Origin of the sequence: Pseudomonas sp. NFX224 (assembly GCF_048565165.1) — a bacterium.
Taxonomy (GTDB): Bacteria; Pseudomonadota; Gammaproteobacteria; order Pseudomonadales; family Pseudomonadaceae; genus Aquipseudomonas.
Genome location: NZ_CP183416.1, coordinates 5,419,142 through 5,440,961 on the forward strand (window position 1 = coordinate 5,419,142; position 21,820 = coordinate 5,440,961).

At 60.5% G+C, this 21,820-nt stretch carries 20 protein-coding genes; 9 read left to right on the forward strand and 11 right to left on the reverse strand.

The genetic code is table 11. The features are described 5' to 3' along the window. Positions 1–17: 17 nt before the first annotated feature. The 11 genes from ACNYC6_RS24740 to ACNYC6_RS24790 form a co-directional block, all read right to left on the reverse strand. Complete coding sequence (locus ACNYC6_RS24740) at positions 18–2,759, reverse strand: conjugative transfer ATPase (protein WP_419709563.1); 2,742 nt, start codon at positions 2,757–2,759, stop codon at positions 18–20. Beyond that, positions 2,759–3,178, reverse strand: coding sequence for a TIGR03751 family conjugal transfer lipoprotein (locus ACNYC6_RS24745; protein WP_419709564.1), 420 nt, complete (start codon positions 3,176–3,178; stop codon positions 2,759–2,761). Before ACNYC6_RS24745 ends, ACNYC6_RS24740 begins: the two co-directional genes overlap by 1 nt. After that, entirely contained in the window at positions 3,141–4,649 is a 1,509-nt protein-coding gene (locus ACNYC6_RS24750; protein ID WP_419709565.1) for a TIGR03752 family integrating conjugative element protein, read from the reverse strand. Before ACNYC6_RS24750 ends, ACNYC6_RS24745 begins: the two co-directional genes overlap by 38 nt. Next, a complete protein-coding gene (locus ACNYC6_RS24755; protein ID WP_419713007.1) occupies positions 4,639–5,445 on the reverse strand; it encodes a TIGR03749 family integrating conjugative element protein in 807 nt (268 codons plus the stop codon). Before ACNYC6_RS24755 ends, ACNYC6_RS24750 begins: the two co-directional genes overlap by 11 nt. Further along, positions 5,445–6,083, reverse strand: a complete 639-nt coding sequence (locus ACNYC6_RS24760; protein WP_419709566.1) for a PFL_4703 family integrating conjugative element protein — start codon at positions 6,081–6,083, stop codon at positions 5,445–5,447. Before ACNYC6_RS24760 ends, ACNYC6_RS24755 begins: the two co-directional genes overlap by 1 nt. Further along, the gene (locus ACNYC6_RS24765) at positions 6,080–6,481 is read right to left on the reverse strand and encodes a TIGR03750 family conjugal transfer protein (protein ID WP_419709567.1); all 402 of its coding nucleotides are present in this window, start codon (positions 6,479–6,481) and stop codon (positions 6,080–6,082) included. The genes ACNYC6_RS24760 and ACNYC6_RS24765 overlap by 4 nt, the downstream gene beginning before the upstream one ends. A 7-nt stretch (positions 6,482–6,488) precedes the next feature. Continuing rightward, a complete protein-coding gene (locus ACNYC6_RS24770) occupies positions 6,489–6,866 on the reverse strand; it encodes a TIGR03745 family integrating conjugative element membrane protein (protein WP_419709568.1) in 378 nt (125 codons plus the stop codon). Between the two features lie 15 nt (positions 6,867–6,881). Next, on the reverse strand, positions 6,882–7,121 hold the full coding sequence (locus ACNYC6_RS24775; RefSeq protein WP_419709569.1) for a TIGR03758 family integrating conjugative element protein: 240 nt from the start codon (positions 7,119–7,121) through the stop codon (positions 6,882–6,884). Then, a complete protein-coding gene (locus ACNYC6_RS24780; protein ID WP_419709570.1) occupies positions 7,108–7,443 on the reverse strand; it encodes an RAQPRD family integrative conjugative element protein in 336 nt (111 codons plus the stop codon). Before ACNYC6_RS24780 ends, ACNYC6_RS24775 begins: the two co-directional genes overlap by 14 nt. A 440-nt stretch (positions 7,444–7,883) precedes the next feature. Continuing rightward, positions 7,884–9,107 (reverse strand): DUF3422 domain-containing protein, encoded by a 1,224-nt coding sequence (locus tag ACNYC6_RS24785; protein WP_419709571.1) that lies wholly within the window; start codon positions 9,105–9,107, stop codon positions 7,884–7,886. Positions 9,108–9,112: 5 nt separating this feature from the next. Then, a complete protein-coding gene (locus ACNYC6_RS24790) occupies positions 9,113–9,730 on the reverse strand; it encodes a TetR/AcrR family transcriptional regulator (protein WP_419709572.1) in 618 nt (205 codons plus the stop codon). A gap of 115 nt (positions 9,731–9,845) precedes the next feature. Between ACNYC6_RS24790 and ACNYC6_RS24795 the strand changes: the two genes are divergently transcribed. From ACNYC6_RS24795 to ACNYC6_RS24835, 9 genes are all read left to right on the forward strand, one after another. Further along, positions 9,846–10,595, forward strand: coding sequence for an SDR family NAD(P)-dependent oxidoreductase (locus ACNYC6_RS24795; protein ID WP_419709573.1), 750 nt, complete (start codon positions 9,846–9,848; stop codon positions 10,593–10,595). Then, a complete protein-coding gene (locus ACNYC6_RS24800) occupies positions 10,588–11,346 on the forward strand; it encodes an SDR family oxidoreductase (protein ID WP_419709574.1) in 759 nt (252 codons plus the stop codon). The genes ACNYC6_RS24795 and ACNYC6_RS24800 overlap by 8 nt, the downstream gene beginning before the upstream one ends. A 169-nt stretch (positions 11,347–11,515) precedes the next feature. Further along, complete coding sequence (locus ACNYC6_RS24805; protein ID WP_419709575.1) at positions 11,516–13,591, forward strand: hydantoinase/oxoprolinase family protein; 2,076 nt, start codon at positions 11,516–11,518, stop codon at positions 13,589–13,591. A 29-nt stretch (positions 13,592–13,620) separates the two neighbouring features. After that, complete coding sequence (locus ACNYC6_RS24810) at positions 13,621–15,288, forward strand: hydantoinase B/oxoprolinase family protein (protein ID WP_419709576.1); 1,668 nt, start codon at positions 13,621–13,623, stop codon at positions 15,286–15,288. Beyond that, positions 15,288–16,490 (forward strand): aminotransferase class I/II-fold pyridoxal phosphate-dependent enzyme, encoded by a 1,203-nt coding sequence (locus ACNYC6_RS24815; protein WP_419709577.1) that lies wholly within the window; start codon positions 15,288–15,290, stop codon positions 16,488–16,490. Before ACNYC6_RS24810 ends, ACNYC6_RS24815 begins: the two co-directional genes overlap by 1 nt. A gap of 35 nt (positions 16,491–16,525) precedes the next feature. Continuing rightward, a complete protein-coding gene (locus ACNYC6_RS24820) occupies positions 16,526–17,338 on the forward strand; it encodes an NAD-dependent epimerase/dehydratase family protein (protein ID WP_419709578.1) in 813 nt (270 codons plus the stop codon). A 33-nt stretch (positions 17,339–17,371) separates the two neighbouring features. Continuing rightward, positions 17,372–18,568: an NAD(P)/FAD-dependent oxidoreductase gene (locus ACNYC6_RS24825; protein ID WP_419709579.1), complete on the forward strand. Its 1,197-nt coding sequence runs from the start codon at positions 17,372–17,374 to the stop codon at positions 18,566–18,568. Positions 18,569–18,593: 25 nt separating this feature from the next. Further along, the gene (locus tag ACNYC6_RS24830; protein WP_419709580.1) at positions 18,594–20,282 is read left to right on the forward strand and encodes a thiamine pyrophosphate-binding protein; all 1,689 of its coding nucleotides are present in this window, start codon (positions 18,594–18,596) and stop codon (positions 20,280–20,282) included. A gap of 69 nt (positions 20,283–20,351) precedes the next feature. Continuing rightward, positions 20,352–21,803 (forward strand): NAD-dependent succinate-semialdehyde dehydrogenase, encoded by a 1,452-nt coding sequence (locus ACNYC6_RS24835; RefSeq protein ID WP_419709581.1) that lies wholly within the window; start codon positions 20,352–20,354, stop codon positions 21,801–21,803. The last annotated feature ends 17 nt before the right edge of the window (positions 21,804–21,820 follow it).

Sequence of the window (21,820 nt, forward strand, 5' to 3'; positions counted from 1 at the left end):
GGGATGGGTGCGTGCGTTTACGACATGCCGCGCAGGCGATCGATCTCTGCGGCGACCTGAAGGGCAGCGTCCAGCTCGGACTGCTGGTGCTCTTTCATCAAGCGCCAACGCTGAGCCTTTTCCTCCGGCTCGGTCATGGCCAGGGCAAGGTAGAGACTGGGGGGGACCGCGCGAAACAGCGTCTCCAGATTCTTCGACAAGACCACGCCCTCGGTGTATTTTCCCGAGGCCTTGCTGGCGGAGAGCAGCAGCGCCTTCTGCGCCGGCGTGAGCTTTTTGAAGCGGGCGATCTCTTCGACTTCCGCCGGCGGCATGTTCAGGCAGATCCACCACTCGATCATGTTGAGCATGGTCTGCGCTGCATCGGGGAAGTCGGCCAGGTTTTGCGTCGCTAGCCAGAACCAGGCGCCGAGCTTGCGCCACATCTTGGTGCCCTTGACCACAAAAGGCGCCAGCAACGGATTCTTGGTGATGATATGCCCCTCGTCGGTGACCATGATGATGGGGCGACCGAGGTACTGATCGCGTTCGGCGAGGTTGTTCACCGTGTTCATCAGGCTGATGTAGCTGATCGACATCTGCGCCTCATAGCCTTCACGGGCATAGGTGGCGAGATCGACGATGGTGACATCGCTTTCGGGCCAGGGTGTCCCCGGCCGGTCAAAGAGCTCGCCTTCGAAGCCTTGGCAAAACAGGTCGATGGACTCGGCCATTTCCTGGGCCCGTTCACGGCGCTTTTCGGGCAGGTGCGTGTCGCTGGCGACCTGGCGTAGTGCATCGCGGACGTGGTGGGTCAGGACTTGCTGCTGGGTGGCCGCACACTGCCTGGCCGCATCCAGGATGCACTCGCGGATCAGGCTGCGGTCAGCGCGGGTCAGCCGCGCCTCTTCCTTGGCCTCGCCACCGGTGATCATCAGGCGCGCGGTGATCTCCAGCTCGCCCAGCACGTCACGTTGTTCATCATTGTCCGGAGCGGTTTCATCCTGCTCTTCGGTCGACAGGCTGGCGACTTGGTCAGGGTGGTCAATCAGGCGCCGGGCATCGGCGAAAGGGGCCAGGCTCAAGCCGCTACCAGGCTTGAGCTGGACCTTGTTAACGGACAGGCCATGCCTGGCGAAATAGTCGCCTTGGAGCCCGAACGAGTTGCCTGCCTCGACGACAATCAGCCGCGGTCGGTACACGGCCATGACCTGCATCAGCATCCATACCAACGTGGCTGACTTGCCGGCACCGGTGGGGCCGAACAACAACAGGTGGCCATTCATGGAGCGGTCGAAGCGCGACAGCGGATCGAACGATAGGGGCGCGCCACCACGGTTGAAAAAAGTGATGCCCGGGTTGCCGGTACCGATGCTGCGCCCCCAGAGAGGCAACAGATTGGCGACATGCTGAGCAAACATAAGCCGGGTGTACCAGTTACGCGCGTCGCGGACGGGGTTGTAGACCATTGGCAACCAGCGCAAGTAGCTGTTGCACGCCGCGACCTCATCGCCCTCACGCACCGGTTGCAATCCCGCGCCGAGCAGCACATTGGCAGCCTGAATCGAGCGCTGGCGCAGTTGCTGTTCGTCGGCACCGCGCAGGTACAGGGCCAAGGTGCCGCGATACAGCTTGTGCTGGCGGCCGATCAGTGCGCGGGCTTCTTCCACGTCCTGGCGGGTCTGGGTCGAGGCAAGGTTTTCGCCGATGGCTTTTCTTGCCAACCGGTTGAGCTGCTCCTCAAGCACATCCTGGGGTGTAATCACCAAGGTGAGGCTCATGACTGCCTGCTCGGGCAGTTGATCGAACAACGCGTTCAGGGCCTCGCCCTTTCGCGTTTCGCCGGTCAGCTGGCCGATATAAGGCGGCTTGCGCAGCTTGTCGACCACCATCACGGCGTGGGGTTGCTGATCGAAGTACCACTGGCCTTGGTCAACATCGGAGCGCGGCTCCTGGAAGAACAGCCGCTCGGCAAAATCGTGGTCGAAGGGCAACGGCAGGGCATCGTCCTGGCCTTCCTCCGGATAGGGCACGCGACGATAGAACGCTGCCGGCGACTCGCCGGTAAGGGTCGGGGCTGGGTTGAACCAGGGCAGCAGCCAGGCGTAGAAGTCGCGCCCGGTCAGACGCCGGGGACTCACCCCGCAGGTCTGCAGTGAAGCTACCAGGCGATCGCATGTCCTGCTCAACAGTTGAACCGGGCTCTGTGTGTCGTCGTCGGTCTGGTCCCCCTGCCAGCGATAGACCACCAGCCGGATCCGCCGATTGCTGCCACGCCAGGGTAGATGAGACACGACATGGTCGTCGAACAGCCCGCCCGGTTTGGCGATGGCCGAGAGATGACGTTGCATCGACGCGAGGAAGGTCTCGGTGAACGGCGTGCCTTGTGCCCGGGGTGCGATGTAGCGTTCCAGGCGCTCAAGGTACGGGGAAAAGTCACTGTCGTCCTGACAGAAGAACTGCACCACCCAGGGCGCCTGGTCGAGCTCTTCGAAGCTGTCCTGCAGCGCATCTTCCAAGGCGTCACGCGCCGCCATCAGCCACTCGGGTTCACGGCCTTCGGTACCAATCGGCTGCAGCTCGAACACGGCTCCCACTGAGCGATTGTCGTCGAGCAGAAAGCACTGCTCGTCCTCGAGGTACTCCACCCAGGGCAAGTGGTCGGCGAAGCTGGGGTTATGCGCATACTGGGCGGCCTCGTCGGCAAGGGTTGCCCGCCGGCGTTGCGCCGCGCGCCAGGCCTTCCAGCGCGGTGGCTCGCGACTCGCGTCATCGGCCATCAGAGATCTTCCAGTCGCTCGCCGGGCAGTGCGTATTGGACCTTCTCGTACAGCGGGAACACGGTCGAGTAGCCGGGCACCGGCGTCTGCTGGGTGCCGGCCAGGTGCGGATAGACGTACATCACCAGGTCGGGGTTCGGCAGACGCGGGAACTGCGCACGGATCTCGTTGGCGGCCGTGCGGGTGTACGCGCTCTGGTCGTTAATCAGACGGTCTGGGTCGAGCACAGGGCGCCGCAGTTCACGGCGTGCCTCCTGGAGCTGCTGCTGCGTGCCTACCGAGCCGCTGCCGTTCCAGATATCCAGCATGGTTTGATCGCCATGGGGCAACATTTCGTCCTTGCTGGTGGAGCAGCCCGCCAGGAGTGCGCCAAGCAGCAGGTTAATCCAGATCCAGTACCGAAACGGATGGGCTTTCATGATTCACTCTCCGGCCTTTGGGTTCGTAGTCGATGCTGATTTCGTGATCCAGGTGCAAGGCCACCTTGGCCCCGGGCGGGACGTAGATGGCCGCGAAGGCTTCGCCGTAGAGCTTGTTGATCCATTCGCGGATGTCGCCAATGCCACCGCTGATGACTGAGTTCAGCGCGCTGTTGCCGCTGTTCTGGGTCATGCCTAGGCTGCCACTGGCCGAGTTGATGAACGAGGTGTTGCTCTGTTCACTGCCCAGGGTCGCAGCGAAACCGGCGCCGGCGGCAGTGATCAGGCTCTGGCTGCCCAGGTACTGCTGCGCGTTGGAGCGCCGCTCGCCGGAAACGCACGGGATGCCGTACGGGTCGGAGATGTAGCCCAAGCCGCCACGGATCTTTTCGGTGTCTGACGCCTGGGCGCTGCTGCGATTGCGGCTGACCACTTTTTGCGGCTGCGGCACCGTGCGGACGGTACCGTCGCTGAAAACGAAGGTGATCGACTCGACCTGACCGCGCACGCAGGACAAGGTCCAGTCGCCCGCAGCGGTGCCACTCATGACCGCGCCAACCACGTCTGGCAGATCAATCCCGTTAGCAGTGAGATTGTCCGGCCCCACCAGGACCTTGAACGGATAGGGATCGCTCACCGTGCCATCCACCGGCACGCGGCCGATCAGGGCGGTCATGGCGATCGAGCCCATCAGCGTTGAGTTTTCCGGAATGGTGTAGACGGGCCTGGCGCCTTCGGTGCGGTCTTCGGCGCTCCCCAGATCACGCTCGCCTTTGGCAACGGCGAGCAAGTGATCCTGGCCGCGGTCAATCGCGTTGTTGTCCAGGCCGTGCAGGTCCTTGAATTTTGACGTCAGCGTGGAGAGTGGCCCGTCTGGTTTGGTGAGGTCCTCCTGGCTGGCGCGGGCATTGACCGGTTCGATCCACTGCACCGTGTCAGCCTGCGGCTGAACCCCTGAAAACTGTTGCTCATCACCCGGCTCGAGGCCAAAGCCCACGGGCAGGTCAGCCTTCGCAGCGGGTTTGCCGGTCAGCTGATCTTTGAGCTTGGACAGCAGTCCCTGGGTCTCGCGATGCTGCTGTTCGGCCTTTTGCCGGGCATCGTTCGCCTGCTGGCGCTGCTCGGTCACTTGTTGGGTGACGCTGCTTAATGTGCTCTGGATGCGGGTATCGATGTTGCCTTCGCGCGTGCGCAGCCGATTGTTCTCGGTCTGCAGCGCATCGTTGCCTTTCTTCAGCGACTGCATCTCGCTGCGCATGGCCTTGACCTGTCCAATCAGCGTGGCCACGGTGTCGCGTGGCGTGTCACCGGCGATGCCCAGAGCCTTCGCCTGTTCAGGGCTGAGCGTGGTATTGTCGGGGGCGTGGGCGGGCTGACCGTCAGGCGCCGTCACCCAGGATTTGCCAATGATCAGTACAATCCCAAGCAGCACGCCGGGCACGAGCCATTTCAGCAGGCTGTTAGCTTTCATGATCAGCGGCCTCCGGCGTTGGCGGGGGCAGCAGGAGGGCGTGCTTCAAGTCACCGCCGTGCGTGACCAGGTAGGCCACGGTGGTGTCTTCGGGCGTGCCGGTGCGACCGAGGTACGCATGCTGGAACGTCGCGGCGTACAGCGTGGCTTGCAGGTGACGCGGATCGAGCAACACCTTGGCGGGGCCGCGGTTGACGATCTTCACCGCAGTCACCCAGTAGTCGCCCAGCCTCCACGCAGCCAGCCCCTTGATCGTCACCCGTTCGGTCGGCAGCAGCGTGCTGAGTGCAGCTGACTTGTCCAGGGGAACCCGGCGGACACCAGGCAGCGGTGCCACCGTGCGTAGGGGCGCATACAGGTTTTGCGCTGCGTAGCGGGTAAGTACTACCGGAACCGGCGTCGCTGCCGGTGCTGAATCCTCCACTGTTTCCACTTCTGACGTTTGGGACTGCGCGACGATCTTGAGCGGTTCCAGCGACTCGTTGCCAGCGAGCGCTTCGATGTCGATCAGAATGATGTCCCCCGACTTCACGGACTGCAGTTGCAGCCGCGTGGGCGGAATGGCTTCCGCTGCTTTCAGGTAGACAGTACCGCCGACGGATTGCACCCGCAGTTTGCTGGCAACTACGCTCGGCAGCCCAACTCGGACATCCTCCTCCAGCATAAGGATGCGTTCCTGGCCAACCGTGAGAGGTACGGCCAACGGCAGGCGATCCCAGTATTTGACTTCAACCGCTCCAGCGGTTGAGCACCAGCCGACGGTCCACACCAGGACCAGAATCAAGACACGCATCATCATGCACCTCCGGGCAGCGTCAGCTTCTGCGGCGTGCCATCGTAGCAATCCAGGGCCAGACCCCACTTGTTGTGTTCGGGGTCAACATCGAAACGCACCACGCGCAGCGGATAGCGCACCACCACGCGCTTTACCGGCTCCGCGGCGTAGTACTCGTCGGCGTTGAGATCGAGCTTGACCAGCCAGCTGTGTGCATCCAGCTGCTTCACCCGCAAGTCCGGGTCGTCGCTGTAGCCGCGGCCCAGCACTTCGTACACTCCACGCACCCGTCCGCGTAATTCGCCTGCTGCCTTGCGGTAATCGAAGTCGCCGTCGAAGAAGGTTTTGCAGGCCGGTGTGAGGTACGGTTGCAGGGCGAAGATGGCCCGGTGGTAGTCGACTTCGCCATCGGTGGGCCAGCGGTTGAGCTGGCCGAAGATGTACAGGGCGAAGGCATAGATGTTTTCGGGTGGTACGTCCCACCATTTGCGCGTACTGCCAGAGCGCAGATCGGGCGGCACGTGGATGGTCAGCTCAGAGGGGGCGGACTGCCAGCCGTACCAGAGCCCGCTGCACAGCAGCGCCAGGACTGCCACGGCCAGGCGCAGGCTGAAGATATGCGCCCGTTGCGCATCCACCTTGTTGCGAAAGCGGCTCATGTTACTGTCCTCATATGCCGACGCGTACGCCGGACGGTCCAGGGGCCGGAATGCCGGATAAGGTGGGTCGTGCCGATGCCCCAGTGCACCGCCAACTGCCACTGCAGGCGCCGGTACAGCCAGGTTTCCGGCCTGGCACGCTTGGCCCGACGCAGCAGTGTGCCGCCGCCGAGCAGCACCAGCGCCATGCACATGAACATGCAGGTGGGGAGGGTGGCGATGGAGGCCGTGGCCACTGCCAACGGCGCGCCGACGATCACGCCCAGCGCTGCACCGACGACCAGGGCGATCCACATCTCGTCGTTCGTCAGGCCACGGAGGACGGCCGGGTCACGATTGAGACGCTCCGGCAGGAAGGTCAACGTGCCGTCAGATAAGGTGGCAGGAGCATCGGACATGGTGATCTCACAGAATCGTGGCGGCTTTGGTCAGGAACCACAGGATCACCACCACCAGCAGTGCGCCGACTCCGACCACGGCGCCGAGATCCTTCCAGGTCTTACGCTGGTTTTGCACGTCGGCGTACACGGTGAGCGAATGCCAGGCCACGCCCAGAAACGCGAGGGTGGCAATTAACAGCCCGAGCAGGATGCCGCCGTCGTAGGCGTAGTTCTTGATGGTGTCTATCAGCCCAGCGCCTTCGCCCCGGGACGGGGCCTCCATGGTCGGCAGGTCAGCCCAAGCCAGCGTTGAGCTCAGCAGCATCAGGCCACCGAGCAGAGCTTCCGAACAGCGCTCGCGCATCGGTGTGGAAGGGCGGCGGCAAAAACGGGAGAGGTTCATGGCAAGTCTCCTGGTTTACGACAACATGAAAAACATCAGCACGATCAGGGCGAGGGCAATACGCAGCGTGCTGCCACCGAGCGCGCCGAAGTTGATGTTGCCGGCCGCCCAGCCGCGGTAGCCGGTCCACAAGGTCCAGGCGCACCAGAGCAACGCCAGCACCAGAACGGACGAGCGCCACAGCACAGAGCTGAGCTGTGGGGTAAAGCCGGCCACTGTGGAGAACGCGGTTAGTTGGGTGTCAGTCATGCTCATCGGTCGTGCTCGGTTGCGGGGCGTTCGCGCGATAGTCGCCAATCAAATCGGCAAGGTCGGCCGGCTGCGCCCGGGAGGGTGAAAGGTACTGGTTGACGCCATGGCGTAAGCGCTCGAGATCCGCTGTGAACCTCGGGAAGTCGAAGCGATAGCGAGCCCCTTCGGTGTCGGTACTGACACTGTGAGCTCGCTCGGCCAGTTGTGCGATTACGCCGAGTTGCTGATCCATGAGGCCTAGGTCCGAGCGCTCTCGGACGTCTTGAGCAACGGCTGAGAGCGTTACGAAGCAGACAATGACTAGGAAGCATGGAGAGTTCGTCATGGCGAAATCCAGAGCGGAAACTGGTTTTCACCTTGAAGACTCAAGCAGGTTTTGACATGAAGAAAACGGATCTTCGGGCATTCGCTTTAAGACGAAGTGCCAGTTGTACGGCCGGCAGCTATTGGCAGATTCTGTTGAAAAAGTCGACCAGGGCTTCCACGGCAGAATAATACGCGCTTGAGATTGAAATGTTTTCTTTGAGCAGAAGAAGTCTGGACTCAGATTTCGCGTAGCGACGCGCAAAGCTGGCGGTTTCAGCAGTCAGTGTGCGGGCAGTCTGGAGAGTCCGACTTTTTCAACAGAATCGGCCGACTTCTGCCTGTCGAGAGCGACGGTAATCGACTCACGGCTGCCATCGTCGATGGTTCGCATTTAGGCTTGTATCCACTGGTGCTCACATTCGCGTCGTTTGAGCATCAGAATCGAAACTTGGTCGCGGTTCAATGCTGCTTTGCTGCCCTTATCCGTATAAAAATTTTCAACAGAATGAAAATTGCAATGGGTGCCATCGCAATGACCGCTGATCTTGGAGACAGCTCCATGCCCAGCAAATGCACTCCGGAGTAAAGCAACTTCAGTAGGTTCAGGACGTAGTAGGTGATGGCGATAATGGAGAGGCCTTCAACCGCTCGTTGAATCTTGATCTGTGCATCCGCTCGCGCATTCAGGCTTTTTAAGATTTCGGCGTTTTGCTCTTCCATCTCCACCTGGACGCGCGCCTGTAGAAGCTCTCCCAGATTGGCCACACTTTTGGCGAGTACGTCGAGTCGTTGTTCTGTAACAGCGCAGTATCTCACCGTTGGTTTGAAGCGGCGTTCGATGAAGATCCCCAGACGCTGACAATCACCCGCACGGTTTTCCCGTAGTTCTGCCAAACGTTCGAACACCAGTTGTGCATACGCTTGTGTGGCGCTGAAGCGATGGCGATGTTTGGCTGCGAGGCTGACGACTTTTGCGGAAAGTTCTGCAATTTCTGAAAGCAGCGCTTTTGTATTGCTTCTATCGGGCGCGGCGTTTCGCTCCGACAGATCGACCAGCGTTTTATCGAAAACGTTGAGCTGGGAACTCAGTTGCTTTGCCGCGGGCAACGAAAGTGAAGCCATCATGCGATAGGTTTCGATCTCAAGCAGCCGGCGAATCATGCGCCCTTGGCGATAGGCATTGAGGTGATTGTTAATGAACAGAAACCGGTTCTCACCGCATTCGCTCAAGCGGAAATCGCTCCAGACTGCGGCATCGCCGCCGCCTATGGAAGATCCGCACGGATCCTTGAATCCATATTCCGGGTGATCTTTCGTCCAGGAATGATTGCTGTGTACCACTATTTGCACGCTGTTGATTAACAGGTGGGTGTAGGGGGTGATTTTTACCGCCAGGGCATCTGGCAAGGAACTCCAGTGCGGAGTATCCATTGGCGCGGTGACGACATAAGTGAGGGTAAAAAACTCGGCATGTCGTTCCCATTTCAGCCAGTGCCCGTCAAGTCTGGTGATGCCTTGGGGGATTTCACCACCGACCGGTTCATCATAGAGGCTGTTGAGAAGTGACTGTCGCTCGCTTTCGCTGCCCATGACGGCCATGTGAAAAACATAGGCCGGCTCGCTGAAGTACAGAGAAGAACGGGCGTGCAGTTCGTTATGAAGTGAATGTCGTAGCGGGTGCATAATGCTTATGCCTTGAGCGCTGAGTCTTTGCCGCAGGTAACGATTCCCACGACAAAGTGAGTCAGGGCATCCGTGAGTTTTTGTTCCGGGACTTGCGTGCTCTGCCAGAGGGATTGTCCGTATAGCATCCCGATGACGGCCTCTGTGATGAGTCCGGTGCGGTCGCTGATGCAGCCATGCTCACCGCGTTCAGCGGCGATGATTGCTCTCAACAGGGCGACATAGCTGCTCTTGAGTCGGTTGATTTCCTGTTGTTGCTCATCGGTCAAATTGACGAATTCACGTGTCACCAGCAGAAGACGGTGCTTTTCTGCCAGATTGAAAGCCACGAATGCATGTACAAAACGGTGGAGGCGATCACGGTGAGTCCTGGCTCCGCGCATACGACGTTTGGTATCGGCCAGCAGGTCAGACACAGCGCCTTCAATCAGCTCGAACAGCAGGCACTGTTTATTCTCGATATGCGCGTAAAGCGAGCCAGCATGCAGCCCCAGTTGCCCTGCAAGATCGCGTAGGCCTATCGCCTGATAGCCGCGCGTCGCGAAGAGTTCCAACGCCACATCAAGAAGACGGTCTCGGGCACTGCCGGGTTCGGATTTCGAGTAGATAGTGGCCGCAGGCATGGTGCTGTCCTGTGTTCTTGGACGGGGTACTTGCCGACTGTCGTCGGACAAATTGGGTTTGACCAAATGTAAGACAACAGGCATCTTACGTAAAGACTAATCGCGGAGGTGTTTTATGGATGGGCAAACGGTCGTAATCGTCGGTGGCGCTTCGGGTCTGGGGCTGGAAACTGCCAAGCTGATGCGCAAGCGTGGGGCAGCGAAAATCGGCATCATCGATAGAAATGAGCAGTTGATGGCTGCCGCGGCGGAAGTGCTTCGCGCCGACGGTTGCGAAGTTGCCACTGCGGTGGGCGACATCTCCCGGCAGGAATCCGCCCATGGCGCTTTCCAGCAAATCGTAGATGCGCTGGGACGCGTACATTGCCTGGTCAACAGCGCCGCGATTTATCCGCGCAAGGACATTTTCGAGATCACTGACGAGGAGTGGGATCTGGAAAACGCGGTGAACATCAAAGGCACTTACCACATGATGGTCGCCGCGGTGAAACACATGCAGGCTTACGTGGCGGCGCCTGCCGTGACCGGTCGCATCGTCAATGTCACCTCGGTCGACGCTTTCAAGGCTCATCCGCAGAACGCCCACTACGCCGCGACCAAGGCCGCCGTTGTCAGCCTGACCAAATCCTTTGCCCAGGCCTGCGCCAAAGACCAGATCCTGGTCAATTCGGTGGCGCCTGCCGGTTTCGCCACCGAGCGCGCAAAGCAACTGGGCTTCCTCGGTGAACTGGCTGCGGCCAACCCGTTGGGCCGCGCAGCCGAGCCTGCCGAGATTGCCGAGTGGATCGTCATGATGGGCAGCAGTCGCAACAGCTATGCCACCGGTGAGAACGTGATTGTCAGCGGGGGCTACATCTATGCCTGATTCAGTAGCGGTGCCGGCGATCTACCGTCGGGCGTTGGTCACGGGCGCCACCAGCGGTATCGGCAAGGCCGTGGTCTTGGCATTGCGCGATGCCGGTCTGCAGGTGATTGCAGTCGGTCGCAGTCCCGAGGCGTTGGCCGAGCTGCGTTCGGAGCCGGGCGTGACAGTGGTCGAGGCCGATGTGCGGCAAGTCGATGCCTTCACCGACATCCTGGCGCGCTACCCGGTGGATGTGCTGGTCAACAACGCTGGAGTCTTGTCTACCCGGTCTTCGTTCCAGGAAATGGATCCGGCGGAAATCGACAACATGTTCGATATCAATCTGAAGGCGCCTTTGCACCTGGCACGCAAGGCATTGCCCGGAATGATCGAGCGTGGCCATGGTCATCTATTCTTTATCGGTTCGAGTGCCGGTCGTGCGCCACATCCCGGGGCAGCGGTCTATGGTGCGTCCAAGGCGGGCATCAGCCTGTTCTGCGATGCATTGCGCTGCGACTTGCTCGGCAGTGGGGTGCGCGTGACGGAAATCGCCCCCGGACGGGTCCAGACGCAACTTTATAAAACCGCCATGGGCATGGAGGCCGCTGGCGCCGAATTGTACGAAGGGTATGAGTCGATCATGCCGGAGGATATCGCGACCTTGCTGTTGGCGGCATTGAGCCTGCCTCAGCAAGTGGATGTGTCTCGCCTGGAGGTTTTCCCGACTGCTCAGGCAGTGGGCGGTGGACGTATGGTCAAGACCAGGGGTTGATGACCGAGGCCGGGATTTCATCGATCCCGGCCGACACTTTCACAAGTGTCTGAAGCAGCCGAATACCGTGTCACAGTGCTTGACTGCCTGTAAGACAACATATAACTTACATTTAAAGCGGGCTTGATTGCCTCTTGTCATGAAATCAGGAATTTCAGGGGATACGACGATGACTGCTACTTCATGCCGGGTCGGCGTGGACATAGGTGGGACCTTTACCGATATCGCGCTTGATGTGGGCGGGGTATTGCACTCAACTAAAATTCTTACCGACTATGAGCTGCCAGAGCGCGCCATTCTCACCGGTGTGAAAAGTGTCATCGATGCCGCCGGCCTGAAGCTGTCCGACATTGATCAACTGATCCATGGCACCACCCTGGCCACCAACGCACTGATCGAGCGGCGCGGGGCCAGGACTGCATTCATTACTACTGAAGGTTTTCGCGACACGCTGGAAATGCGTACCGAAAACCGCTTCGAACAATACGACATCAACATCACCTTGCCGCCGCCGTTGATTGAGCGCGAACACCGCTACACCTTGCGTGAGCGCCTGGATGTGCACGGCGATGTGCTGATCGCGCCTGAACAATCCGATATCGATGCGCTGGTCGAGCGAGTGGCCGAAGGCAACTACGAGAGTATCGCGGTCGGCCTGATTCACAGCTACGTCAACGGTGCCCACGAGCGCCTGTTGCGCGATGCCTTGCAGCGCCGCTTGCCGCAGGTGTCCGTGTCGATTTCCAGCGAAGTCTCGCCGCAAATGCGCGAATTTGAGCGCTTCAATACCGTCTGTGCCAATGCCTACGTCAAGCCGCTGATCAAATCCTATCTGGATCGCCTGGTGGTAACCCTCAAGCAATCCGGTGCCGATTGCCCGGTGTTCATGATCCACTCGGGCGGCGGAATCATCTCGGTGCAGAGCGCTGCAGAATTCCCTGTGCGTCTGGTCGAGTCCGGCCCGGCCGGTGGGGCGATTTTCGCCGCTGACATCGCGCGCAAGTATTCGCTGGATTCGGTGGTTTCCTTCGATATGGGCGGGACCACGGCAAAGATCTGCCTGATCGAGAATCAGGTGCCCAAGACCGCCAAGACCTTTGAGGTCGCGCGCACCTATCGCTTCAAGAAAGGCAGCGGCATGCCGATCTCGATCCCGGTCGTGGAGATGGTTGAAATCGGTGCCGGTGGCGGCTCTATCGCCAGCATCGACAGCATGCGCCAGATTAGGGTGGGGCCGCACAGCGCCGGCTCCGAGCCAGGCCCTGCCTGCTACGGTCGCGGCGGGGTGGAACCGACCATCACCGATGCCAACCTGTTGCTCGGTCGTCTTGATCCGGACAACTTCGCTGGCGGAGCCATGCGTTTGTCCGTCGACAACGCCGCTTCGGCCACCGCCCGGGTCATCGGCGCGCCGCTGAACATGGAGGCGGTCACCGCGGCATATGGCGTATGCGAAGTGGTCGATGAAAACATGGCCAACGCCGGCCGCGTACATGCGGTCGAAAGCGGCAAAGATATCGCTGAATACACCATGATCACCTTTGGTGGCGGCGGCCCGCTACACGCTGCGCGGTTGTGCGAAAAAATGGGTGTGTCGCGCTTCCTGGTGCCGGCAGGTGCCGGCGTCGGCTCGGCCATCGGCTTCCTGCGTGCTCCATTCGGCTACGAAGCGGTCCGCAGTGCTTTCGTGCGCTTGTCGCAGTTCGATGCGCCGCAGGTCAATGCCTTGATCGATGACATGAAGGCCGAATCCATTGGCTTCCTGCGCCAGGGCATGCCCGAAGGCGAGCCTGAACTGGAATGCACGGCGTTCATGCGCTATGTCGGCCAGGGTTGGGAAATTCCCGTGGCTCTTCCGTTCAAGCCCTTCAGCAACAGTGACACTGCACAGTTCAAAACCCTGTTTGAAGCGGCCTATACCCAGTTCTTCGGACGCCCGATCGAAGGGCCTGATGTCGAAATCGTCAGCTGGTCGGTCAAGGCCAGTTCGCCGCTGATGCCGGTGCAACCGGTCGAGCAGATCAATGCGTCGCACCGCGCCCATGAGGTTTCGCGTCGCGAGGTCTTCGACGTCGTCAGCGGTGGTTTTGTCGATGCCGGCATTTTCCAGCGCGAGGAGTTGCAACCGGGTGCCCGTGTCGAGGGCCCGGCCATCATCGCCGAGCGCGAAACGTCGACCTTCGTGTCGTCCTCCTTCACCGCCACGGTCCAGCCTGACGGCTGCCTGCTGGTTGTTCGACGCTAAGCGTCACTTGCATAGAAGGCGATTTTCCCATGAGCGATACCTTGATCGATATTCAAATGCAGGTGATGTGGAATCGCCTGATTTCGGTGGTTGAAGAGCAAGCCCTGACGCTGATCCGCACAGCGTTCTCCACCAGCGTGCGTGAAGCCGGCGACTTGTCCGCCGGTGTCTTCGACCGTGCAGGCAACATGCTTGCCCAGGCCGTTACCGGCACCCCGGGACACGTCAACACCATGGCCGAGGCGGTGGTGCATTTCATCAACGACATTGGCCAGGACAACATCTTTGAAGGCGATGTCTATGTGACCAACGACCCGTGGAAGGGGACGGGCCACCTGCACGACATCACCATCGTGTCGCCCTCGTTCTACAAGGGCAATCTGATCGGTTACTTCGCCAGTACCGCGCACGTGGTGGATATCGGCGGCCGTGGCTTTGGCCCGGATGCCCGTGAAGTCTACGAAGAAGGCTTGTTCATTCCGATCATGAAGCTGTTCGAGCGTGGCAAGGTCAATCGCGACTTGATCAGCATTCTGCGCAACAACGTGCGTGAGAATGATCGGGTGGTGGGTGACTTCTATGCGCTGTCGGCCTGCAATGAAACCGGCCACAAGCGCCTGCTGAGCATGCTCGAAGAGTTCCGCCTGGAAAACCTCGAGCACATCGGCGGCTTCATCCTGGAGCACAGTCGGCGTGCGACGCTGGAGTGCTTCAAGTCGCTGCCTCACGGTACTTACCAGAACAGCATGACCCTGGATGGCTACGACGTTCCGGTGACCTTGTCGGTGACTCTGACGGTCGGACCGGACGGCATATTGACTGATTTCAATGGCACTTCCGGTATGAGCCAGTTCGGTATCAACGTACCGCTGGGCTATGCCAAGGCCTACGCCTGCTATGGCCTCAAGTGCATCGTCGCTCCCGATATCCCGAACAACTCCGCGTCCCTGGCGCCGTTCGATGTGGTGGCGCCCGAAGGCTGCATTCTGAATGCCAAGCACCCGGCCCCGGTATCGGTGCGTCACGTGCTCGGGCACTTCGTGCCAGACCTGGTGCTGGGTGCGCTGCACAAATGCCTGCATGGCCAGGTCCCGGCCGAAGGTGCCAGTGCGTTGTGGAACCTCCACCTGAGCGTTCGCCCGCTGGAAAGCAATCCAGGCGGACGAAATGCCGAGATGCTGATGTTCAACAGCGGCGGCATGGGCGCACGCGCCGCCAAGGATGGCTTGAGTGCAACAGCGTTCCCGAGCGGTGTGCACACCATGCCGGTCGAGGCCACCGAGCATGCTGGGCCGGTCATTGTCTGGCGCAAGGAGCTGCGTAACGGTTCCGGTGGTGCCGGTCAGCTGCGGGGTGGACTGGGACAAGAGATCGAAGTGTCCGCCGCCGAGGGCTACTCGTTCCGCTTCAGCGCGATGTTTGACCGCATCCTCTATCCGGCCCGTGGCCTTGAAGGCGGCAAGGACGGTGCCAAGGGCTATGTCGGTCTGGACGACGGCACGCTGTTGCGAGGCAAGGGCCAGCAGTTCGTGCCTTCGGACCGGCGTCTGATTCTCAGCTTGCCGGGCGGTGGTGGTTACGGCGACCCGCGTCAGCGCCCTCGCGAAGAGGTCGAACGCGACCTGCGCTTTGGCTACATCAGTGCCGAGCAAGCACGTGACGATTATGGCTATGAAGCCGGGCAGGGGGCCAAGTGATGGAATTTCAAAGTTCGCGGGTCAGGACGGTCAAGAGTTCGCCCAGCATGGCGGTATCGGTTCTGGCGAAAAAAATGCTCGCTCAAGGCGAGCCAGTCATCAATCTCAGCCTTGGCGAGCCGGATTTCAACACGCCGGCCCACGTCATCGAAGCGGCCTACCAGGCGATGCTCGACGGCAATAACCACTACACCGCGCCGAACGGTTACGAGGCGCTGCGCCAGGCCATCGTTGACAAGTTCGCTCGTGAAAACAATCTGAACTACGGCCTGGATGAAATTTGTGTCGCCAACGGCGCAAAGCAGCTGTTGTTCAATGCCTTTCTGGCAACGCTGGAGCCGGGCGACGAAGTGATCACGCCGGCACCTTATTGGGTGTCTTACACCGATATGGTGCTGCTCAATGGTGGTGTGCCCAAGGTCATTCCCTGTGGTTCCGAATATGGCTTCAAGCTCGATGCTGCGAGGCTGGAAGCGGCCATCACGCCGAAGACGCGCTGGTTGATGCTCAATTCGCCGAACAATCCCTGTGGCGCGATTTACACCCGGGAAGAGTTCGCCGCACTCGGCGCGGTGTTGCGTAAACATCCGCAGGTGCTGGTCATCTCCGATGAAATCTATGAGCACATCATTCTCGGCGACAAGCCCTTCGTCCCATTCGTGACCGCATGCCCCGAGTTGCGCGAGCGCACCCTGCTGATCAATGGCGTGTCGAAAGCCTACGCCATGACGGGGTATCGCCTGGGGTATGCCGCGGGTCCGAAAGACTTGATCGTGGCGATGAACAAAACCCAGTCGCAGACCACCACATGCCCCTCGGCCATCTCACAGTTGGCCGCCGCGGCAGCCTTGAGCGGTCCGCAGGACTTCGTGCGTGACGCCAATCGTGAGTATCAGGCCCGAGGCGCAATGGTCGTCGAAGGCCTGGCGGCAATCGACGGACTGGAATTGCAGATGCCGGAAGGAGCGTTTTATGCCTTTCCGAAATGCTCGGCGTTTATCGGCAAGCGCACACCCGATGGCCAAGTGATCGAGACCGATACGGACCTCTCCAACTATTTACTGCGGGTTGGCAAGGTCGCAACGGTTCCGGGTTCTGCATTTGGTCTTGAACCCTACATCCGCCTGTCATTCGCCACGTCCCGCCAGCAGCTCGAGCAGGCCATCGTGCAGATGCGCGATGCACTGGCCCTTTTGGTTTAAACGCTGCAGTCACTGACTAATTCGAGATTGATCTGATGAGCAAGCCTTTCAAACGACTGTTGATCACCGGTGCTGCCGGCCGCTTGGGCAAGGTCTTGCGCGAGCACCTGCGGGGCCTCGCCGATGAGCTGCGCCTGACCGATATCGCTGACATGGGCACGGCCGCGCCGCACGAACAGCTGGTGCGCTGTGACCTGGGCAATCTGGCCGATGTACTGCCACTGGCCGAGGGCGTTGATGCGATCATCCACGCCGGTGGTGTGCCGTTGGAAAATACCTTTGCCGCGATCCTCAACGGCAATATCGTCGGTACCTACAACATCTACGAAGCCGCGCGTCAGCATGGTGTGAAGCGCGTGGTTTATACCAGCTCCAATCATGCCATCGGCTTCTACGACCGTACCGAAACCATCGACTCCACGGTTGCCCATCGTCCCGACAGCCTGTACGGCGTGAGCAAATGCTTTGCCGAAGACCTGGGTCGCTATTACTGGGACAAGTTCGGCGTCGAGTCGGTGAACCTGCGCATTGGCTCCTCGTTCGAAGAGCCGTTGGATCGCCGCATGCTGGCGACCTGGTTGTCGTTCGCCGACTTTGCCCAATTGGTGGAGCGCTCGCTGACCGCGCCGCGCGTTGCACACATGATCGTCTACGGCATGTCGGCCAACCGTGAGTCGCTGTGGGATAACCGCACGGCCTCGTCGATTGGCTATGTGCCACAGGACAGCGCCGATGATTACCGCGAAAAAATCGAAGCGAAATTCCCGCCCCTGGACCCCAATGAGCCCGCCGCGCGTTACCACGGTGGCAATTTTGCCGGCGCAGGCCATTTCGAAGATCCGAAGTAACGTTTCCCTATCGAATTCTCAGAGGTCCGAACCATGGCTTCGACAGCGACAAAGCAACACTACGACGTGGTAATCGTGGGCGGTGCAGTGAACGGCAGTGCCACGGCTTATTTCCTCGCCAACAACCCTGACTTCACCGGTTCGGTACTGGTGATCGAGCGTGACTGGACCTACGCCCAGTCAGCGACGGCACTCTCCAGCAGCTCGATTCGCGTGCAGTTTTCCAACCCGATCAATATTCAGATCTCTCGGTTTGGTGCGCAGTTCATCCGGGATTTCCCGCAACTGATGGAGGTCAATGGCGACAAGCCTGATCTCGCCTTCAAGGAAAATGGCTATCTGTTCCTGGCCGATCAGAAGGGTTTCGACGTGCTCAAGCGTCTGCACCAGACTCAGCTGGACAACGGTGCTGATGTGACCCTCATGGACACCGAGGCGCTGATCAAGCGCTTCCCGTGGGTCAACCCCGACAGCCTGGCCGGTGGTACTTACGGCGAGAAGGACGAAGGCTGGTTCGACAACTACGGCATCATGAACGGCTTTCGCAAGAAGGCGCGCTCACTGGGTGTCGAGTACATCGAGAACGAGGTCGTCGAGGTATTGCGCAAGGGCGATCTGGTCTCGGGTGTAACCCTGGCCAGTGGCGAGCGCATCACCTGTGAATACCTGGTCAATACCGCCGGCACCCGCGGGCCCACGGTGGCAAAAATGGCCGGCTTGCAGATCCCGGTCGAGCCGCGTCGGCGCTCGCTGTTCGTTTTCGACTGCCACACACCACTGGAGGGAGTGGTCCCGCTGACGATTGATCCGACGGGCGTATTTTTTCGCCCGGAAGGTCATCTGTACCTCGGCGGCACTTATCCAAAAGTCGATCCGCAAGTCGATTTCGATGACTTCGACGTGCTGCACGACGAGTTCGACGAAGAGGTCTGGCCGATCCTCGCTGAACGTGTCCCAGCGTTTGAGGCCATCAAGGTGGTCAACTCCTGGGCCGGGCACTATGACTTTTGCGTGCTGGATCACAACGCAATCGTCGGGCCGCACAATGAGGTGCGCAACTTCCTCTTCTGCAATGGCTTCAGCGGCCACGGCCTGCAACAGGCGCCTGCGATCGGTCGCGGCCTGAGTGAACTGATCACTTACGGCGAGTACCGCAGCCTCGATCTGAGCGCTCTGTCTTACGAGCGCGTGGTGGAAAACCGTCCCTTTTTGGAAGACTCGGTCATCTGACCGCGTGGCCTGATGGAGAACAACGATGACTAACAACAATTCCACAGCGACCCGCACAGGCGGCCAGGTGCTGGTTGATGCATTGCGTATCAACGGCGTCGAGCGTGCTTTTTGTGTGCCCGGTGAAAGCTATCTGGCAGTGCTCGATGCACTGCATGATGCCAAGGACGATATCGAGCTGATCGTCTGCCGTCAGGAGGGCGGAGCGGCCTACATGGCGGAGGCGTACGGCAAGCTGACGGGCAAGCCCGGCATCTGTTTCGTAACTCGTGGCCCGGGCGCGACCAACGCATCGGTAGGGGTGCACACGGCGTTTCAGGATTCCACGCCAATGATTCTGTTCATCGGTCAGGTGGCTCGGGATCAGGTGGAGCGCGAAGCTTTCCAGGAAATCGACTATCGCCGCATGTTTGGTCAGATGGCCAAATGGGTGGTCGAAGTGGACGACGCCGCACGCTTGCCGGAGCTGCTCAGCCAGGCTTTCCATCGCGCCACCAACGGTCGACCGGGGCCTGTCGTCGTGGCGCTGCCGGAGGACATGTTGACCGATCTGGTGGATGTCGCTGATGCCGGTCCGGCGCAAATCATCGAGCCGGCCGCTTCGCCGGCTTCACTCGAACAGCTGCAAAGCCTGATCGGTCAGGCCCAACGCCCGCTGGTGGTGCTTGGCGGTGGCGGCTGGAGCGCGGAGGCGGTGGACAATATCCGTGCGTTTATCGAGAAGCAGAATCTGCCGGTAGCGGCGTCGTTCCGCTGCCAGGACCTGTTTAACAATACGCTGCCCAATTACGCCGGTGACCTGGGCCTGGCGGCGGGTCCCGAGCTGGTCGAAGCGGTTAAAAACTCCGACCTGTTACTGGTGATCGGCGCGCGTCTGGGCGAGATGACCACGGGCGGCTATTCACTGGTCAATATCCCGGTGCCGAAGCAGAAGCTGGTTCACGTCCACGGCGGAATTGAAGAACTGGGGCGAGTCTATCAACCCACCCTGGCGATCAATGCCGGGATGAAAACCTTCGCAGCGCAGGTGGCAGCCTTGCCGGCCGTCAACCCGCAGGGGCTGGCTGACTGGACGGCACAACTGAACCGTGGTTACCGCGCCAATTTTGACTGCCCGGCCTCGCCGGGGCCGGTGCAGATGAGCGAGGTCATCGTCTGGCTCAATGATCGCTTGCCCCACGACAGCATCATCACTTGTGGCGCGGGCAACTACACCGGATGGGTGCATCGCGGCTATCAGCACCGCACCTTCCGTACGCTGCTGGGGCCAACCAACGGTTCGATGGGGTATGGCGTGCCGGCGGCGGTGGCGGCCAAAATCACTGCGCCAGAGCGCATGGTGGTGGCATTCGCTGGTGATGGCTGTTTCCTAATGAACGGTCAGGAGCTGGCAACCGCCGCCAACTACGACGCCCGTCTGGTGGTGATCGTGGTGAACAACGGCATGTACGGCACCATCCGCATGCACCAGGAGCGCAGCTATCCAGGTCGCGTTTCCGGCACTGAGCTGCATAACCCGGATTTCGCCATGCTGGCCCGTTCCTACGGCTTCCATGCCGAGACCGTCGTCGCAACCGAGCAGTTTGCCGAGGCCTTCGAGCGCTGTGTCGCTTCGCAGAAGCCGGCCTTGATCGAAATCCAGGTCGATCCGGAGGCGCTGACGCCTCGAATGACCCTGAGCCAGATACGCGAAAAAGCCCTCGCTTCGCGCTGATTGACCTCGGGCGGGACGGATTGATCGTCCCGCCTTTTTTTTGCCTTCAATTTATACGAGCGCCTCATCATGAGACTTGCCGATCCTGAACTGCTACGTGAATTTTGCTACATCGATGGTCAATGGGTGGCGGCTGACAATGCACAGACCGTCGACGTTACCAACCCGGCCACCGATGAAGTGATCGGGCGTGTACCGCGTATGGGGGGCAATGAAACCCGGCGTGCCATTGACGCCGCTCAGGCCGCGCTACCGGCCTGGCGTGCGTTGACTGCCAAGGAACGGGCAGCGCGATTGCAAGCCTGGTTTAGCGAAATCATGGTGCACCAGCAAGACCTGGCGCAGATCATGACTGCCGAGCAAGGCAAGCCCCTGAGCGAAGCGCGAGGCGAAATTGCCTTCGCCGCCGCTTATGTGGAGTGGTACGCGGAGGAGGGCAAGCGCATTTATGGCGATGTGATCCCGTCTCCCCATGCGGATCGACGGCTTATCGTGACCAAGGAGCCCATCGGGGTCTGTGCCGCGATCACCCCGTGGAACTTTCCGGCCGCCATGATCACCCGCAAGGCTGCACCGGCTTTGGCGGCGGGGTGTACGCTGGTGCTGAAGCCGGCGTCACAGACGCCATTCAGTGCCCTGGCGCTCTGCGTGCTGGCGGAGCGCGCTGGCATTCCCCGAGGGGTGTTAAACGTGGTGACGGGGGACTCCGGCGCCATTGGCGGTGAGCTGACTGCCAGTCCGATCGTGCGCAAACTGTCGTTCACCGGGTCCACACCTATTGGCATCAAGCTCCTTGAGCAATGTGCGGCCACGGTGAAGAAAGTCACCATGGAGTTGGGCGGCAATGCGCCTTTCATTGTTTTTGATGATGCCGACCTCGATGCGGCGGTCGAGGGGGCGCTGATCGCCAAATTCCGCAATGCCGGGCAAACCTGCGTGTGTGCCAACCGTTTCTTTATCCAGGACGGTATCTATGATCGCTTCGTCGAGAAGTTCGCCGCGCGTATCGACAGCCTGGTAGTGGGCGAGGGCACTCAGGCGGGCATCGAGGTTGGCCCGATGATCGACGCAAAGGCGCTGGCCGGTGTCGAGGCGTTGGTGGTCGAGGCCAGGGAAGCCGGGGCCCGCGTCGTAGCAGGAGGCAAGCGTCACGCGTTGGGTGGCGCCTTCTACGAGCCGACCCTGTTGGCTGATGTCACTGCCGATATGCGCGTGGCTCGGGAGGAAATCTTTGGTCCGGTGGCGCCATTGTTCCGTTTCAGTAGCGAAGACGAGGTAGTGGCCTTGGCAAACGCCACGGAGTTCGGCCTGGCCTGTTACGTCTACGCCCGTGATCTTGGGCGGGTATGGCGGGTCTCGGAGGCGCTGGAATACGGGATGGTCGGTGTCAACGTCGGGGTACTGGCAACCGAGGTCGCACCTTTTGGCGGGGTCAAGTCATCGGGTCTTGGCCGTGAAGGCTCTCGTTACGGCATCGAGGACTACGTCGAGATCAAATACCTGTGCCTGGGGCTTGGCTGACAGGGTGGAACAGCAGG

Bases quoted from the DNA above. Each gene is read 5' to 3' on its own strand.
- ACNYC6_RS24740 (WP_419709563.1), bottom strand. From the start codon at position 2,759: ATGGCCGATGACGCGAGTCGCGAGCCACCGCGCTGGAAGGCCTGGCGC.
- ACNYC6_RS24745 (WP_419709564.1), bottom strand. From the start codon at position 3,178: ATGAAAGCCCATCCGTTTCGGTACTGGATCTGGATTAACCTGCTGCTT.
- ACNYC6_RS24750 (WP_419709565.1), bottom strand. From the start codon at position 4,649: ATGAAAGCTAACAGCCTGCTGAAATGGCTCGTGCCCGGCGTGCTGCTT.
- ACNYC6_RS24755 (WP_419713007.1), bottom strand. From the start codon at position 5,445: ATGATGCGTGTCTTGATTCTGGTCCTGGTGTGGACCGTCGGCTGGTGC.
- ACNYC6_RS24760 (WP_419709566.1), bottom strand. From the start codon at position 6,083: ATGAGCCGCTTTCGCAACAAGGTGGATGCGCAACGGGCGCATATCTTC.
- ACNYC6_RS24765 (WP_419709567.1), bottom strand. From the start codon at position 6,481: ATGTCCGATGCTCCTGCCACCTTATCTGACGGCACGTTGACCTTCCTG.
- ACNYC6_RS24770 (WP_419709568.1), bottom strand. From the start codon at position 6,866: ATGAACCTCTCCCGTTTTTGCCGCCGCCCTTCCACACCGATGCGCGAG.
- ACNYC6_RS24775 (WP_419709569.1), bottom strand. From the start codon at position 7,121: ATGAGCATGACTGACACCCAACTAACCGCGTTCTCCACAGTGGCCGGC.
- ACNYC6_RS24780 (WP_419709570.1), bottom strand. From the start codon at position 7,443: ATGACGAACTCTCCATGCTTCCTAGTCATTGTCTGCTTCGTAACGCTC.
- ACNYC6_RS24785 (WP_419709571.1), bottom strand. From the start codon at position 9,107: ATGCACCCGCTACGACATTCACTTCATAACGAACTGCACGCCCGTTCT.
- ACNYC6_RS24790 (WP_419709572.1), bottom strand. From the start codon at position 9,730: ATGCCTGCGGCCACTATCTACTCGAAATCCGAACCCGGCAGTGCCCGA.
- ACNYC6_RS24795 (WP_419709573.1), top strand. From the start codon at position 9,846: ATGGATGGGCAAACGGTCGTAATCGTCGGTGGCGCTTCGGGTCTGGGG.
- ACNYC6_RS24800 (WP_419709574.1), top strand. From the start codon at position 10,588: ATGCCTGATTCAGTAGCGGTGCCGGCGATCTACCGTCGGGCGTTGGTC.
- ACNYC6_RS24805 (WP_419709575.1), top strand. From the start codon at position 11,516: ATGACTGCTACTTCATGCCGGGTCGGCGTGGACATAGGTGGGACCTTT.
- ACNYC6_RS24810 (WP_419709576.1), top strand. From the start codon at position 13,621: ATGAGCGATACCTTGATCGATATTCAAATGCAGGTGATGTGGAATCGC.
- ACNYC6_RS24815 (WP_419709577.1), top strand. From the start codon at position 15,288: ATGGAATTTCAAAGTTCGCGGGTCAGGACGGTCAAGAGTTCGCCCAGC.
- ACNYC6_RS24820 (WP_419709578.1), top strand. From the start codon at position 16,526: ATGAGCAAGCCTTTCAAACGACTGTTGATCACCGGTGCTGCCGGCCGC.
- ACNYC6_RS24825 (WP_419709579.1), top strand. From the start codon at position 17,372: ATGGCTTCGACAGCGACAAAGCAACACTACGACGTGGTAATCGTGGGC.
- ACNYC6_RS24830 (WP_419709580.1), top strand. From the start codon at position 18,594: ATGACTAACAACAATTCCACAGCGACCCGCACAGGCGGCCAGGTGCTG.
- ACNYC6_RS24835 (WP_419709581.1), top strand. From the start codon at position 20,352: ATGAGACTTGCCGATCCTGAACTGCTACGTGAATTTTGCTACATCGAT.